At 34.2% G+C, this 16,453-nt stretch carries 16 protein-coding genes and 1 pseudogene; 10 read left to right on the top strand and 7 right to left on the bottom strand.

All coding sequences use genetic code 11. The features are described from left to right. Window positions 1–26 precede the first annotated feature (26 nt). The 3 genes from MKY37_RS07500 (at window position 27) to MKY37_RS07510 (ending at window position 3,076) form a co-directional block, all read left to right on the top strand. Window positions 27–713, top strand: a complete 687-nt coding sequence (locus MKY37_RS07500) for a TVP38/TMEM64 family protein (RefSeq protein WP_340775510.1) — start codon at window positions 27–29, stop codon at window positions 711–713. Window positions 714–730: 17 nt separating this feature from the next. After that, a complete protein-coding gene (locus MKY37_RS07505; protein WP_340775512.1) occupies window positions 731–1,468 on the top strand; it encodes a metallophosphoesterase family protein in 738 nt (245 codons plus the stop codon). Window positions 1,469–1,936: 468 nt separating this feature from the next. After that, window positions 1,937–3,076: a response regulator gene (locus MKY37_RS07510; RefSeq protein ID WP_340775514.1), complete on the top strand. Its 1,140-nt coding sequence runs from the start codon at window positions 1,937–1,939 to the stop codon at window positions 3,074–3,076. Window positions 3,077–3,265: 189 nt separating this feature from the next. Here the strand turns inward: MKY37_RS07510 and MKY37_RS07515 are convergent, their stop codons facing one another. Together MKY37_RS07515 and MKY37_RS07520 are read right to left on the bottom strand one after the other, a co-directional pair. Next, window positions 3,266–4,186 carry a sensor domain-containing diguanylate cyclase gene (locus MKY37_RS07515; protein WP_340775516.1) on the bottom strand — a complete coding sequence of 307 codons (921 nt, stop codon included), beginning with the start codon at window positions 4,184–4,186 and terminating at the stop codon, window positions 3,266–3,268. Between the two features lie 298 nt (window positions 4,187–4,484). After that, a complete protein-coding gene (locus tag MKY37_RS07520; RefSeq protein WP_340775518.1) occupies window positions 4,485–4,982 on the bottom strand; it encodes a flavin reductase family protein in 498 nt (165 codons plus the stop codon). Window positions 4,983–5,136: 154 nt separating this feature from the next. On the opposite strand from MKY37_RS07520, the gene MKY37_RS07525 reads away from it, so the two are divergent. After that, window positions 5,137–5,457, top strand: coding sequence for a general stress protein (locus MKY37_RS07525; RefSeq protein WP_340775520.1), 321 nt, complete (start codon window positions 5,137–5,139; stop codon window positions 5,455–5,457). Between the two features lie 113 nt (window positions 5,458–5,570). Here the strand turns inward: MKY37_RS07525 and MKY37_RS07530 are convergent, their stop codons facing one another. Further along, window positions 5,571–5,771 carry a hypothetical protein gene (locus MKY37_RS07530; RefSeq protein WP_340775523.1) on the bottom strand — a complete coding sequence of 67 codons (201 nt, stop codon included), beginning with the start codon at window positions 5,769–5,771 and terminating at the stop codon, window positions 5,571–5,573. 161 nt (window positions 5,772–5,932) lie between these two features. Here MKY37_RS07530 and MKY37_RS07535 point away from each other — a divergent pair. From MKY37_RS07535 to topB, 5 genes and pseudogenes are all read left to right on the top strand, one after another. Continuing rightward, a pseudogene (locus MKY37_RS07535) lies at window positions 5,933–6,130 on the top strand (carboxymuconolactone decarboxylase family protein); the annotation flags it as partial. Between the two features lie 301 nt (window positions 6,131–6,431). Further along, entirely contained in the window at window positions 6,432–6,803 is a 372-nt protein-coding gene (locus MKY37_RS07540; RefSeq protein ID WP_340775525.1) for a GntR family transcriptional regulator, read from the top strand. After that, on the top strand, window positions 6,796–7,671 hold the full coding sequence (locus tag MKY37_RS07545) for an ABC transporter ATP-binding protein (protein ID WP_340775527.1): 876 nt from the start codon (window positions 6,796–6,798) through the stop codon (window positions 7,669–7,671). Before MKY37_RS07540 ends, MKY37_RS07545 begins: the two co-directional genes overlap by 8 nt. After that, a complete protein-coding gene (locus MKY37_RS07550) occupies window positions 7,668–8,384 on the top strand; it encodes a hypothetical protein (RefSeq protein ID WP_340775529.1) in 717 nt (238 codons plus the stop codon). The genes MKY37_RS07545 and MKY37_RS07550 overlap by 4 nt, the downstream gene beginning before the upstream one ends. A 361-nt stretch (window positions 8,385–8,745) precedes the next feature. Beyond that, entirely contained in the window at window positions 8,746–10,875 is a 2,130-nt protein-coding gene (gene topB, locus MKY37_RS07555) for a type IA DNA topoisomerase (protein WP_340775531.1), read from the top strand. Window positions 10,876–10,889: 14 nt separating this feature from the next. Here topB and MKY37_RS07560 read toward each other — a convergent pair whose 3' ends face one another. The 3 genes from MKY37_RS07560 to MKY37_RS07570 all read right to left on the bottom strand — a co-directional run bounded on the left by MKY37_RS07560 (window position 10,890) and on the right by MKY37_RS07570 (window position 13,996). Continuing rightward, window positions 10,890–11,432 carry a hypothetical protein gene (locus MKY37_RS07560; RefSeq protein WP_340775533.1) on the bottom strand — a complete coding sequence of 181 codons (543 nt, stop codon included), beginning with the start codon at window positions 11,430–11,432 and terminating at the stop codon, window positions 10,890–10,892. Between the two features lie 120 nt (window positions 11,433–11,552). Beyond that, on the bottom strand, window positions 11,553–12,572 hold the full coding sequence (locus tag MKY37_RS07565) for a DmpA family aminopeptidase (protein WP_340779863.1): 1,020 nt from the start codon (window positions 12,570–12,572) through the stop codon (window positions 11,553–11,555). A 35-nt stretch (window positions 12,573–12,607) separates the two neighbouring features. Continuing rightward, window positions 12,608–13,996 carry a bifunctional metallophosphatase/5'-nucleotidase gene (locus tag MKY37_RS07570; protein ID WP_340775535.1) on the bottom strand — a complete coding sequence of 463 codons (1,389 nt, stop codon included), beginning with the start codon at window positions 13,994–13,996 and terminating at the stop codon, window positions 12,608–12,610. Between the two features lie 135 nt (window positions 13,997–14,131). On the opposite strand from MKY37_RS07570, the gene MKY37_RS07575 reads away from it, so the two are divergent. Beyond that, window positions 14,132–14,620: a TspO/MBR family protein gene (locus tag MKY37_RS07575; protein WP_340775537.1), complete on the top strand. Its 489-nt coding sequence runs from the start codon at window positions 14,132–14,134 to the stop codon at window positions 14,618–14,620. 316 nt (window positions 14,621–14,936) lie between these two features. Here the strand turns inward: MKY37_RS07575 and MKY37_RS07580 are convergent, their stop codons facing one another. Further along, complete coding sequence (locus tag MKY37_RS07580) at window positions 14,937–15,887, bottom strand: methyl-accepting chemotaxis protein (protein ID WP_340775540.1); 951 nt, start codon at window positions 15,885–15,887, stop codon at window positions 14,937–14,939. Window positions 15,888–16,453: the final 566 nt, after the last annotated feature.

The following is a 16,453-nucleotide window of genomic DNA, read 5'->3' on the forward strand; positions in this document are numbered from 1 at the left end:
TGAAAAGGACCAGGTGACGTTAACAAATGAAGAATAAAATTCAACATCTAACGAAAAGACAATGGATTATATGGGGCGGTTTGCTGTTAATTTTAGTTTTCGTCTTATTAAACAAAGATATTGTTACGTCTTTATTGCATGGAGATATAGATGAGGTCCAACTATTTTTAGAAAGAAATATTGGCTATGCGCTATTTTTTATGGCCCTGGTCATGCTCATACAAAATTCATTTACAATATTTCCACTCATTATCGTGATTACAATCAATATCACGTTATTTGGATTTATAAATGGCTTTTTATGGAGCTGGTTTACGAGTGTAATTGCCTCTATTATTGTGCTGTACGGTGTACGCTATGTTTTCCAAGAAATTATTATTGAAAAGTTCAACAAAGGATTAATTGAGAAGGTTGATGCAAATGGTTTTGCTTATGTACTACAAGGAAGACTTTTCCCTTTTATCCCAACTAGTTTGATTAATATTTTGTCTGGTCTTAGCACAATACGTATCGTGCCTTTCACTATAGCTACTGCAATTGGAAATTTCCTTTATTTCTTTGTCCTTGCTCTAATTCCAGCTGGAATATTATCATCTGATGTAGATGAATATGTCATTTTCAGTATTATTTTTGCGACTATTCTTATTTATTATTTAGTGAAGTATGTAAAGCACAAAAAAAAATCTACAGAAAAAGTAGATTCGTTAGATTAAGCGTAGGAGTGATTATATTGAAGGTAGCGATTATTACAGATATTCATGGGAACGAACTTGCCCTACAAGCAGTATTGAAAGAAATAGATGCTATGAGGGATGTGCAGGAAATTTGGTGTCTTGGAGACATGATAGCTATGGGACCGGATACGAATGAAGTTCTTGATATTCTATTTGAGCGTTCCGATGTTCAAATGATTACCGGTAACCACGACGAGGCAATACTATCCCTTATCTCTGGAGAAGGACATCCCGATAGCTATAAGCATACACGTGAACACCATCAATGGATTGCCAACCAACTGTCCGAACAAAATGCTGAACGCCTTCGCTTATTACCAAGAACGATTGCAAAAGAAATTAACGGTATGCGTCTATTTGGCATTCACTACCATATAGAAACACATATGCGTGATTCACATATTAGAGAAGAGCCCTTTTACTCTATTTTAAAACCTACACTAGATAACATGGAAACGATGTTCGGTGATTATCCCGCAGACATTATTTGCTTTGGACATAATCATCCAGAGCACCTATTTCAAACTGACGATAAAATATATATAAATCCAGGTTCTCTAGGTGTATCCAAAGGCATTACTGCTCCATATGCAATAGTTGACTTAGGTTCTATTAAACCAGATGTTACTATTCATCAAGTAGCCTATGATAAAAAAACCTTTTTAGAAAAGTTCGATGCACTCCAGGTGCCACAAAGAGAAATAATGTTTAAGCTTTTTTATATAGAGGAATAATTTAAAGGAAAATCACACTAGTAGATATTAATCAGAAGAGATTTTTTAGCTGTAGGGGTAATTTACTTTGAAATTAAATTAATCATATTTGTTTGCATATATAATCTTTACAAATTAAACATCTCTAATTTATTGAAAAGCTATTATAATTCTTTTTCCAGTTCCTCTTACTGCATATTCCTTTGATCAAATTCTTCACTAGCTTTAACTTTCAAAAAAGTCGATAAAACTAATCTAATCCCTATCTTGCAGAAGCAAACTCTGTTTTTCGGCTAGCAATCCAACATACCTTTACCTTCATTTTACTAACATTATTAACCCAATTTACCTTTAGAATAGTTAGTCTCTAAAGGTTCTATTTATTGGCTATTCTTTTATTTACTTCTCTATTTAGAGATTTGATGAATCTTATTAATATTATTATAATAGAAATAAATTTAGAATTTTTCCATAAATGGAGGGGATTTTATGATAAAAACAATTTTAGTGGATGATGAAGACCTTTCACTTTTCACCCTAGAAAAAAAGTTACAGGAATTCCCTAACATACATATTATAAAAAAATACAATTCACAAGAGCATGTTCTATCTGACCTAAAAACAACCCATGTGGATGTTGCATTTTTAGATATTGAAATGGCGGACTTGAATGGATTAGACTTAGCCGAGGCTATACTATCAATTCAGCCATCTATACAAATTGTCTTCGTAACTGCCCATTCGGAGTACGCAATACAAGCATTTGAATTAAACTCGATTGATTACTTATTAAAACCAATTACTACAAAACGTCTTCTTAAAACTATTAATAGATTAACTAAAATTGTAGAAGTATGTAGAAATCACGAAGATAGGACTGAAGATATCTCTACTTCTGTACCCTACATTAAGTGTTTTAATGAATTGCAAGTATTTCGTAATGGACAGCTAATTCATTTTAAAACCGCCAAAGTTAAGGAATTATTTGGATTTTTTCTTACAAATATTAACACATATATAAATCGAGATATTTTAATAGAAAGTTTATGGCCAGGACAAGATTATAAAAAGTCTAAAATTCACCTGCATACATGCTTATCTTATTTACGTAAAATTCTAGATGAGCTTGGCTACTCTAACTGTATTACATTCTCCAACCAAAGTTATTTTTTCACTTTGGAACCAATTTACTGTGATGCAATAGAATTGAAAAAAACCCTACAAAGTCTGGATAAACTTGATGTTACAAATATTCAAATTGCTGAAAATGCAGTAAAGTTATATACAGGTGAATATATGGAATTGAATAGGTACGACTGGGCTTTTGTAGAAGCACAGGCATATCAAAATCACATGCTGATTTCTTTAGATAAAATAATCAATTACTATCAGCTTAATGATGACTCAAAAACACTCTTTTATTTGCAAACTTACCTTAGGTTAAATCCATACTCAAATGAAAAAATTAAGCAAAAAATCAATTTATTAGTAAAAATGGAGGATCGATTCGAAGCAATTAAAACGTATCATGAGTATGAACAATTATTATTGAAAGACTTAGAAATAGGACTGGATGATTCATTTGTTGAGTTATTTAATGTTCTCATATCAACAGCTGAACGTTCCTAGACAGAATTTCAAACGTTGTAAACATCAAAATGTACTATGAATGGTTGCACCAGCATAGCAATATGGAGATGTATACTTCGAGTATATTACGAAAAATTGCCTTTATCGTCCTCTACTGTTTCTTATTGAAGCTATTAGGGGACTTCTGCTTTTATTGTTATCTATTCCAATGTGTAGTTTAGACATGTCTTATCTTTTTGGAGTAACAAATTCTCTCTTAGATTTGTTCTGTTTCTTTTGTTCATACATCACTCTATCTGCATGATGGATTAATGATTCTTCGTAAAGCCCGCAATCAGGGTAAACACTGTTTCCTAAGCTTATATAGACTGAAATAGGACTATTATCGATATAAAAATTAGCTGTAAATTGATGTTGAATAGAATCGCAAATATCTTTCACTTTCCCCACTTCTTCAACAATAATTAAAAATTCATCCCCACTTTTGCGAAATATAACCGCACTATTGCCCACAGCATCCACTAATCTTAATGCACATTCTTTTAAAAGCTGATCGCCAACAACATGACCATATTGATCATTTATATGTTTAAAATTATCAATATCCAAAAATAATAGCCCAAATTTTGAACTTTGTTGATTACTCTTTTCTATATGATAAGAGATGCATTCGCTAAATTTCCTACGATTAGGAAGACCAGTTAGATCATCTGTGTAGGCAATACTTCTCCACTTTTCTTCTTCGTTGAATCTATTGACAGGAAGTATTATTAAAAGATAATTCCTTTCATTATCACCATCACCTCTAAATTCCAAAATATCAACAATAGAATCTACTGGTTGGTGAAATTTATCTATTAGTCTTAAATTACCTGACCAATACTTTTCCTTCTCGATATTTTCATACATAGTTTTTTTAAAACCAGGGTTTGAGGACTCACTAATTACCATATCAATAGTTAAAGTCTCTATATCATCCAACGAATAGTTAAAAACACTTAAAAACTTCTCATTAGCTTTTACTATATTTCCATTAGAATTTACTAGTGCAACTATGAATGTTTTCAATACAGATAAAGAAATGTTGAATACTTCCTTCCTTACCAAGTTATCATTTTTTTTCTTGAGTTTACTTTGTTGGTAGTCCATATTATCCCTCTTCTTCAATTTATTAATTTGTATATTCAAGTTGGAAATATTAAAATTCATTTCTTTTATTGTAATAGATTACTCTTACAATTCTCTTAAATTACTAAATTAATGAACCTTTTGATTGCCCACAAAAAGGAAATGTTACTAGGTATATTTTCCTTCATAACAAAAAATTTCGAGATTTATAGTTCATTTGAAAGTATTTATACCTAGACCAATTCTATTAGAGCCGTCTTTAATAAATCGAATAATCCTATTACAAACAAAAGGATATCCACCAGGATATCCTTTTTACTCATTTATAAAATTCTGTAGGTATACCACCGATATTTCTACGGTGATACATTAAAGGCTCTTTTGCCGCATTTTGAATATGCAGTACTTCACCTATCATAATTGTATGATCGCCAGCTTCCACTTTATTAAATACTTTACATTCTAATGTTGCTAACGAGTTAGAAAGCACCGGCAAATTCAATTCTGATTTATTCCATTCACACTCAGCAAACCTATCCTCTACTTTGCTAGCGAATAAATTACAAATATCTCCTTGATCTGCTGCTAGAATATTTACCGTAAACTTATCTACTTTTAAAAACTCTTCGTATGAGTATACTCTTTTATCAATAGACCATAATATTAATAATGGTTCCAACGAAACAGAAGCGAAGGAATTAACGGTTAATCCCATTGGTTTACCATCGCTATTATAAGCTGTAACTACAGTGACTCCAGTAGGATAATTCCCCATTGCCGCTTTAAAGCTGGCTACTTGATCTAATTTATTTTCCATCTAAATAACATCCATTCTCTTTTTCTTTTAAGCATATCAAAACCAACCATTTCTTTCACATATTTGGATTCATTCGAACCTATTTTGTTTAAAGTTACTATTACCGGGTAAATATAAACTAGAACACATTACTAATAAAATGGAGGAATTATACATGACAGTCAAACTAACAGTTGAAAATGCAGTTCAAGCTAAACAAGAAATTGAAAAACTTGAGACACAAGGATACGTTCGAGACAATATTCATATTTTCGCCCATTTTAAAGAACGAGCAGACGATATTAATGATGCGCTCGACACTTCTGATGTGGGCATGAAAGAACAAGGCTTTTTACAATCATTTAAAAACATGTTTACTTCTCGTGGAGATGAGCTTCGCAGTAAAATGGAAGCAGCTGGTATCTCTAAACAAGAGGCGGAAGCAGCAGAAAAAGAATTAGATGAGGGCAAATTAGTAATTATAGCTCATAACTAATAATTGAAGTACATCCCATTCCTTCTTAGGAATGGGATTTTTATTAGTCATAATTATAGGAATCCTTTACATCTATCGATTCTTTATCAAATTTCTTCCCAACTACATCACAATTATATTTTTGCGATTGCTTTATGATTTCTACCTTTTACTTTTTCCGCATGATCAATGATAGCTATCGGTCCAAATACAGTATCCGCATTTTTATTCCCAATAACATTACCTGGCTGGACACGTCTAATGGTGAATGGACCTTTGAACGGATGATTTTTTGCTTTAAGTTTTTGTAACAATACAAACTTCTCTTTTTTCATAGCATATAATCCGTCGTCCACAAGGAATTCGATTTTATTATGATTATTTTACTTGAAGATACTTTTCATCAAGGATTTTATTTGTCTTTTATGTATTTTATGCTAATTGCTTATTTTTTGAAGTTAAAATAACTTATTTTTTCAAAGGCTTTAACTAAATCAGTGGTACCAAAAAAGTAGCGTTAGAACTAGCTGAAAACATGACATTAATCTCAGAAAGAGGAGTGAATGATGAGCTGTATCACCGAGTAAGAGACCATTATGCTGAAAAAGAATATGTAGATTTAGTTATAATCGTAAATCAGATCAACATGTGGAATAGGTTATCCATTTCCATGGGGAATATAGTGAATAACTAAATAAGTGAATAGTTTTGGGGGTGAACCCTCATTGATAACCGATCGCTTACGTAAGGATCTATTATTTAGAAAAATACTAAAAAATGAAAAAGGATAGAGAAAGCAGACATCGTTCCTGCTCCTCTATCCTTTTTAGTTTTAAAGTCTGTATTATTTTCCCCCTCTCATCATGATATAGAATACGAAAGGGATAAAACTTTGTATCAAAGCAACGAATGCAAGGATTGACAAATGTAAAAAATTATTATATGGTTGATTACACAACTAATCAACCAATCAACCATTGAGAAAGGAGAAAATCGTGAAAGCTGTTTTTGATGACTCGAAACCTATTTTCCAGCAAATTTCAGATATGATTGCCAATGAAATTGTGGAAGGTGAGTTATTAGAAGGCGATCAAATTCCTTCTACCACCGAAATTTCAAAATTTTATCAAATAAACCGTGCAACTGTTCAAAAAGGGCTTGCTGCATTAGTCGATTCTGGATATGTATATAAGCAACGTGGCGTTGGAATGTTTGTTTCAAAAGGTGCCAAACAAAAGTTACTTGAAAAGCGTAAAGAAGACTTCTACAACGAGTATTTAAGACCAATGATGGAAGAAGCTAAGCGAATTGAAATAAAAAAAGTAGAATTACTTCAAATAATCAAGGAGGATTATAAGGATGATTAAACTCGAAAATGTCTCGTTTTCATATGGGAATAACCCAGCTCTAAAGAATGTAAATATTTCTGAAACTAAGCCAATTATCATAGGGCTCTGGGGTAGAAATGGATCTGGAAAAACAACGCTCATGAAGCTTTTATCCGGTATGGAAAATATAGATGCTGGTTCCATCAATGTGAACGGTATTATCCCTTATAACAATAATGAAACGATGAACACCATCACGTATATACAAGAAAATCACCCCTTCTCAGATCTTTGGAATGTTGAAGATGCGTTACATTATGGAGCATTATTTAATAAAAACTGGGATATGGAGCTAGCAGAACATCTAGTTGCTTTATTTGAATTACCACTAAAAAAGAAAATCAGAAAGTTCTCTAAAGGGATGCAGACAATGGTACAAATTATAATGGGTCTTGCTAGTAAATCTCCCGTAACGATTATGGACGAACCAACGAATGGGCTTGATGCTTATATGAGAAAGCAGTTTTACGATGCGCTCCTTAATACGTATGAGGAAGATCCTCGTTTAATTATTTTATCTACACATCATATTGATGAAATTGAAGCGTTATGTGAGAAGATTGCTATCATCAATCAGCAGACAATTGTACGTTATGAAGATACAGAAGAGTTAAAAATGCATGGTATTCATTTATCCGGATCAGCAAAGATAATAGAACCTTTAATAGAAGGGCATACCATTTTAGAAAAAAGAAAACTTGGAAAACAAATCAATGTGATGATTGACGACGTATTTACGGATGAATGGAAATCAAGAGCAAAAGAAGCTGGTGTTACTGTGGAAAAGGCACCATTACAGGACTATCTTGTTAACTATACAACCAAAAAAGAGGTGCAAAAAGTATGAATACATTTACTGGACCATTCCGATTAATGATGAAAGAAATGAGCAGAACCTTTTATATAAATGTTGTAATTACTTTCGTGCTCTTTGTTTTCTTTAACTTATTAGGATTTATTGATGCAGAATCTGCATCATTTATCTTTTTCGGTCCACTTTACATTGTATTTCTACTATATCCGTTTATTAATTTCAAAGGGTATAATTATATTCTTTCTTTAGGTGGTACTAGAAATCAGTTCGTTTTGGCTATATATCTTTCCGCATTTATTTTTAGTGTTATCAGTGTGACACTTCTAAATTTGTTTTACTACCTGAGCACAAATATTATTAGTAGTGGCAGTCGTTCTGTTAACTTTTTTCATTTAGCAGATCTAGTAAATAGCTCGAATTGGCTTATATATCTATGGGTAGATTTTTCTTGGATTATCTTTTTATTTAGTTTAGGAATGATCGCAAAAACGATTTGGTTCAATTATGGTACTTTATTTTCTCTTGCTGCGGCAACATTACTCTTAATTATATGTGTGCCTATCATTGTTTTCGGTAATATAAGCTGGTTAATAGAAGTAATTTTCATGCACCATCTACAGTTTGTTAACATCTTGTTTGGGTTATCCATTGTATTTCTTCTTTCATCCTATTTATTGATGTTTCATGCACCTTTGGAAAAAGGCGATCGATTGATTATCAAACAAAAAAGACTGAAAACAGCTTAAACATTAACGTACGGTGGAAAGATAGTGAATGTTTTAGTTCTAGACGTAACAGGGCAAAAGGATAGAAAAACAGTTAGTCAAAGATGCGATTCAGAAGCAATCTTTGAAACAACCTAGTATTGAAACAGGAACAAAAGAAGCGATTTCATCCTTAGCATAGGAAAATCGCTTTTTTATTGAAGCTTCATTGAGCATATTGCTCTTAATAATAAATTCAGTTTGCTTTTTATAGAACATCATATTATTCTCTTTATTTATTCCCCACGTCCTATCCCTAGCCAATCAGATTAGAAAATATCCTGCATATATGTGATAATAATTGAACTAGCGTTTCTTTTACCAAAGGAAAAGAGGTGTCCTCATGAAACCGGTCATACTTGCCGAAAAACCTAGTCAAGCAAAGGCATATGCGGATGCTTTTAAAGTAAAACGTCACGAAGGCTATTTAGAAATCAACCCTTGTCCCATCTTCCCAGAAGGAGCTTTTATAACTTGGGGAATCGGCCACTTAGTTGAATTGAAAGAGCCAAAAGCATATGACCCAAAATGGGATAAATGGTCACTAGCAAGTTTACCTATTTTACCAGAGAAGTATGAATTTCAGATTGCCAAAGGGAAATTTAAGCAGTTTTCCGTAGTGAAAAAATTACTTAAATCTACTGATACAGTTATTAATGCATGTGACGTAGACCGTGAAGGATCGAATATCTTCTATAGTATATACAACCAAAGCGGAGCACGGGGTCAAACAATTAAACGGTTATGGATTAATTCCTTAGAGGTTGATGAAGTACTAAAAGGCTTTAGTAATTTACAGGATAATCGTAAGGACCTTTTATTATACGACGAAGCCAAGGCTCGTCAAATCAGTGATTGGTTAGTAGGTATGAATGGCTCCAGATTATATTCTCTTTTGTTGCAGGGACAAGGTATTAAGGAAGTATTTCCTATAGGGAGAGTCCAATCACCGACTATTTTCTTGATTTACCAACGTCAACAAGAAATTGAGCAATTTGTTTCGGAACCCTTTTATGAAATAGAAGCTACTTTCCAAGCGGAAAAAGGAGAATATAAAGGAAAAGCGAAGGCTAAGGAGTCCAAAAGAGAAAAGATTCTAGAGCTCCTTTCCGGGCATCATATTCAGCCTAACTCTCCGGGTGTTATTACTTCTGTAGAAAAAATCGATAAACGAACGCCGCCTCCTCAGCTCCATTCTTTGTCGACATTACAGGCAACAGCCAATCGCTTATGGAAAACAAGCCCAGCAGATGTGCTAAAAACGATGCAAGGGCTTTATGAGAAAAAATTAGTTTCTTACCCAAGAACTGACGCAAGACATATTACACCAAATGAGTTTTCCTATATAGCTGCTCAGGTTTCGGCTTATCAGCAAATTATTGGTCACCCATTTGAAGTTGCTTCACTCGCTCCTAAAAAGCGTTACGTTGATAGCTCAAAAGTACAGGAGCATTACGCCATCATTCCAACGAAGAAGCTCCCTACTCCCGCTAAACTTGCTGGACTATCTAGTGTGGAAAGAAATTTATATGAGGAAATCGTACGTACTACACTGGCAATGTTCCATACCGATTACTTATATACGGAAACGAAGGTAACCACCGATGTAAACGACCTGCCCTTCTTCACGACTGGGAAAACTGAGCGTGATCAAGGATGGAAAGCGCTATTTCCGCGTTCATCCAAGGATAAAGATGATCAACCCCTTCCACCCTTACAGGAGCAGGAAAAAGTAGAAAGCAATATTGGTATTAAAGAAGGGAAAACATTGCCTCCGAAGCCATATACAGAAGGACAGCTCATCGCCATGATGAAAACCTGTGGAAAGCTTGTGGAAGACAAACTGGAAACAGAAATTTTAAAAGAAGTAGAGGGGCTCGGTACGGAAGCAACTCGAAGTGGGATTATCGAAACGATTAAGCGACACGGTTATATTAGCGTAACGAAAAACATTGTTTCCATAACAGATAAAGGACGAGTCCTCTGTCAGGCAATTGACGGTAATCTTCTCGCTAGTCCATCGATGACAGCTAAATGGGAAACCTATTTACGAAAAATCGGTAATGGCGAGGGCTCGATGGATCGTTTTCTAGGTAGTATTGCAAAGTTTATCCATAGTTTGATGCAAGAGGTACCCCATCAGTTAAAAACAAAACAAATTGATATAAAGCTAGCACCTCGTCCATCAAAATATGATGCTAAATTCAAGAGAGATCCCATTGTAACCTGCCCTAAATGTCATAAAGGTTCCATTATTGCCCATAAGAACTTCTATGGTTGCACAGAATACAAAAATGGATGTACACAGACATTTAATGGATACTTTTTAAAGAAAAAAATAACCCCTAGCCAAATAAAAATGCTTTGTACAAAGGGTAAAACAAATATTATCAAAGGATTTGAAGCCGAAAACGGTCAAAAATTTGATGCCTACTTAGCATTTGTTGAAGGTAAAATTAAATTGGAGTTTTAATAACAACAGTATGCTCACTTCTCTTTCTTTGGCCGTTGCCAGATGAAGTAAGAAATTGAAATAGCAAAATCAATTCCGAGGATGAATAACCAGAGTTCCAATGTGCCGGATAATACTTTTGTTCTTGTAGTGTCATCTATGAAATAGATCATCGCAACAATAATTACAGCACCGATAGCATAAGCAAGAAGATGCAAAATAGATCCTTTCATAGAGTGATAGGCATAATCCATACCAGTTTTACGGATGGGTCTCGTGCCTTGTTTTTTCACATAATAAAGAAACCGTTCGTCCGTCCATCGAATCATACTTTTACCAAATGCAATAGATACTCCAAGGTAAATCGCTGAAAGTGCATGAAATCGATTGGCTATTGCACCGTTATATAAATCTACAGCTGTGACGATGAGAAGAACAAGATCGATAACAGGCGTCAGTGCCAGAAAGAATAAGCCTAGTTTTTCACGTTTAAACATATAGCGGACTAAAAGGCCTAGTAAGATAACAACCCAAAATCCAATTTCACAGACAACTATTGTCCAAGCAACAAGATTCATCTAAACACCTCCCTTATAATATAATGTTGTTATTTAAAATTCATAACACAATATTGAATTCCCAAATAATATCTTTATTCAAAATAAGGCTGATCTCCATGGAGAAGATCAGCCTTCATTTTATTCAAAAGGATATGCATGAACTACCGTTCCATTTCGCCCTGTTGTAGTTACAGCCTGTGACAAAGAATTTAAAATAGCCTCTTCTGTTACCTCTGCCACTCCTTGGAATAAATCATTCATAATTGAGTGGTCATCTCGTAATTGCCGCCTTACCTCCACACTTTCTTGTGAATTATGCTGTATTTGATGAGCAGTCGAAAATGCGATAACTATATCGCCACTTCCATTACTAAAATGACTACCTGTTCTACCTAACCCCACCCCACATCGTTTAGCAAGACGTGTAAGCTGTCTATTACTTAAAGGTGCATCTGTCGCCAATACAATCATAATAGATCCGTCTGCTGGCTTTGGAAAGGTAGGAACATCTTTCACTTCATTCACTTGATACCTGGCAGCCTGAAATTCCTCTTTTCTTCCGAAATTACTAAGCACCATACATCCCACAGTATAGACTGTATCACTATCTTGAATAATACGTGAGGAGGAACCGATACCTCCCTTATATCCAAAGCAAATCATACCTTTACCTGCTCCAACTGCTCCCTCAGGTGAGGTTTCTGACGATGAATTTTGAATACACTCAATCGCATGCTTCGGCTCAACAGGAAGCTTGCGAATTGAATTTAACCGACTGTCATTGCACTCCCCTACTACTATATTAATAGTTCCCGTAGAATCCCCTATTTCCGGGTTTCTTTCTAGCATATACTCGAGTGTCCCTTGAGAAACTGCTGGAATGCCAAATGTATTCGTCAGCATGATCGGTGATTCAATTAACCCTAGCTCATTTACTTGTACAAGACCGGTTGTTTTTCCAAAACCGTTTAGGATATAACTTGCTCCAACTACTTTCTGTTGAAATAAATTACCACCATGGGGCAAGATCGCTGTTACTCCAGTACAAGCATATTCTCCTTCACTAAGTGGGCTGTCTAATGTAACATGTCCAACTTTCACACCATGCACATCCGTGATACAGTTCTTTTTCCCAATAGATAATCTTCCTATTGTCATACCACGTTGTCTAATTTTTTTAGGCTCCACGTTTACTATCCCCTAACTTTAGAAACTTCTTTCCATCTATGAATCAAAGATTCCTCACAAAAGTCTTGTTTTTCCCCATATAAACGCAGAACATCTTTTATTTCTTCTGCTAAATATTTTTCATTTCGATTGTTCGCAAGAGAGGGATATCCAGAACCTCTTTGTAAATAATCAGAACTACCGACTAAGTACCATTTATCCTCTTCTAATAATTCCCCATTTACATAGATTGCATGGATATCCTTCCCATCATGTTCTATTTGAAGTCCCGAAGCATGCAGCCTCCCTACAAATCTCCCTCTAAATCCTGGACCTCTTCCATCTGCCAAGCATATTTGCGCATCTAATGACTGCTCCAATGCTTCTTTTAAATGCTTACCTTGCATCTCAAAGGAAGTTGGATTTAATGGAGAAGGACATATCTCGATTAGCTTTTTTGGTGTCATTTCATGAAATATTCCCGCATTACAAATACCACTATTGATAAGGCCAATTTCTGTTCCCAGCATATCCTTCAGCCCGTCAGCTATTAAATTAGAAATTGGATTTTCTTCCACAACGTCATGCCACAAAGGATGTTCCACTGTATACAAAGGTTTACTTAATGCTTCTATAGCTTTTTCTTTATTGAATCTTAAAATAGATTCTATCTGTTCACTCTCTTTTATATCCTTTGTAGAAATAGTCTCTGAATGGACAAGATGAACTTTACCATCCTCTATTTCTAACTCCATAATACCTATATGTTCTCCGTAATTACCTGCGCTATTCATAAATGTCTTATCGATAATCTTTGCTTGTTCAAATAATTTATGATCATGCGCAGAAACAATAATATCAATCTCTTTAATCTCTTCAGCGAGTGGTTCATCTGCAAAGGTGCCAACATGGCTTAATAAAATACAAATGTCGTACTTACCTTCGTTTTTATCTATTTCTTCTTTTATAGCTTTGGAATAATCAGTCATATATATGCCCAGTCCGTCATTAAATACTCCCATGTCGGGAGAAGATCCTGTAATGAGAATTCGAAGTCCGTTTTTTTCTAAAATAACGCTAGGTTTGACTCCATTTATATAAGTACGATCTTTTTTAAACAAATTATTGCTTATAAAAGGAATAGGGCTATTACTCGCCATATGCTCTAGAGTATCTATTCCATTGAACATCTCATTATTACCAATCGTTATTGCATCGTACCCAGCGGCCGCTAATAACTCTATAGCAGCCATACCTCTAGTGCCTTGGAGCTCAATGCTTTTAAAATCAGCAAAATCCCCTCCGTCTAAAATAATCGTGTCTTCATCTTTCTGTTGGTTAATCAAAGTAACTATTTTTTTGTAGTTTTCAAAATTACTATGTATGTCATTTGTATGCAATATTTTAAGTCTCATAGACGCCCCCAGATATGTATTTAACTTGACAATTATACCATATTCTAATTTTTCTAATTAATCTATTTTGATAAAACTAGATTATTTTGAAAGGTTTAGGGAATGGAATAATAAATAGAACAAGGAGGCTGTAAAATGGAATTGCTACAAGTAAATGGTCGTATAAATAAAAAAAAATTAGCACTTAGTATTCTTATACCAGTGATTGGAGGCTCAATTACTGGTTGGATTGCTAATAAAAATGCGCAGGAGAAGTACAAAAAACTAAAACAGCCATCATTCTCCCCCCCTAGCGCTGTTTTTCCTATCGTTTGGACCACTCTCTACACGACTATGGGAATTGCTAAATACCGTGTAGATCAAAAAAAGAAGGACTCTCCAACTGCTGTTCCCTTGTATGACCTACAATTGGGTTTGAATTATTTATGGTCCTTTCTATTTTTCCGATGGGGATTACGTGGAACCGCGCTTGTAGAAATTACTCTTATGCTAGCATGCATTACGTTAACGGCATACGAATTTCAACAAGTAGATAAAACAGCGGGTGCACTGATGATTCCATATGTTGGATGGGTTGCTTTTGCATTGGGTCTTAATTATGCCGTTTGGAAATTGAATAAATGAGTGCTTAAGACGCATTCAGGTTATTTTCATTTCTAAATTAAAGGATTACAACGACTTCTAGAGTTATGATTTTTATTAAATTAAGATAATAGTTCTGTCTTTTTCTCATACTTTCAAATAAATTTTTAATTCATTGAACCAATTCATAAAAGCATATTATAAAGTGAAATTCTAACAACTCTGATTTTCGCTGGAGTCGCCATCTGCCACTCCAGCGGGAACGACTTTTTTTATAAAAGAACAATAAATTTCGTTGAAATTTACTCAACTAACAAAATAAAAATACCAAGTATCAGCCTGCTGATACTTGGTATTTTTATTTGGATTGAAATCCTTTTACTTTATCTACAGCCTCTATAAGCTTTACTGTAACTACTTCTGATTCATCAATATGGTTCATGAGCACATCATTTGTTTCATCGAATAATTCAGTTGTCTTTTGGAATTTTTGTATAACATCTTCACTTGATACTTTTTGATGCTTGATGAAATTTAATAGTTCGTTTACCTCTCCCTGAACATTTGTAATGATGCTTAACAAGGAGTTTATTTGCTCGGATGTTTCGGAACTGGTTTTCATTCCTTCATTTACTAAGTTCATATTGCTTATATTGTCTTCATACGCTTTTGAAATTTGTTCTTGAATTTTTTTTGTCAGATCTGCAATGTCTGCAGTACTCTCCTTCGTACTTTCCGCAAGTTTACGAACCTCATCTGCTACAACAGAAAAACCTTTTCCATGCTCCCCTGCCCTCGCAGCTTCAATGGATGCGTTTAAAGCAAGTAAATTTGTTTGGCTAGAAATATCGCTAATCACTTTTACAATTTCTTCAATCTGTTTAGAGCGTTCACTTAATTGGTTCATACTTGCAGATGTTTTTCTAGACTGATCTCCTAAGTTATCGATAAGGCTTTCTACAGCGTGTACGGCCTCTCTACTATCCACGGATAAAGTAACCATCTCATCCGATGAGGCGATTAATGATTCCCCTTTTGCCAGTGCTTCATCCGATATCTTATTTGAGTTTATCGTGCTCTCTTCCACTCTTTTAAACTCTTTTAAAATTTCTCCAACCATTTTCCCTAAAATAGCATGTTGATTGTTTACGATGTCATGCTGATCAATAGTAGACACTAATTCTTTATGTAAATCATTTAAGAAAATTTGAAACTCATTATCTTTTTTATCCAATTTAGAATTTAAATCATCTATCTTTTGTTTGAATTGTTCTATATCCTCTTTGCGAGATTTGAATACGGTTAACATTTACTTCACTCCAATTATAATTATTTCCACTTGTTAATATGTATTTAATATACTACTTTTCAAAGATAAATTATACAAATTAACAGTTCTTTAGTTCCGATTAGAAATAGTTATATTTTAGTAGCAAAAACCCCCTATAAATACTTCTCATCCGAAATATTAAATTGTTGTAGTCGATTCCTCCTCAATTAGAAATAGCCCAACCCCTCGAAAGGAATTAAGGCTATCGTTAATCTTATATAAATAATAATATAAGCATACTTTTCAATTTGATTCGGTTATCTACTAAAAAGAAATTTATGGAATTAGAAATTTTATACTTTCATAAAGAAAAGAGACTTGGACAGAACCCCAAAACAGCATTTTTCTCTGTGAGAAAAATGCTGTTTTTTTGCTGTGCACAAAATTGATTTCCATTCCAGGGACGCTTTCCACGGGCGTTGCCTGAGCCTGTAGTCTCAGGCGTCACGCTATTCCCGTAGGAGTCGCCCCTCCATTTCAATCAATTTTATTAACTATCTATTATTTAGTAAAGGTTTCTCCATATCCAATAAAATTTCTACTTC

The organism is Psychrobacillus sp. FSL K6-2836, from assembly GCF_038003085.1.
In the GTDB taxonomy this organism is placed as follows: Bacteria; Bacillota; Bacilli; order Bacillales_A; family Planococcaceae; genus Psychrobacillus.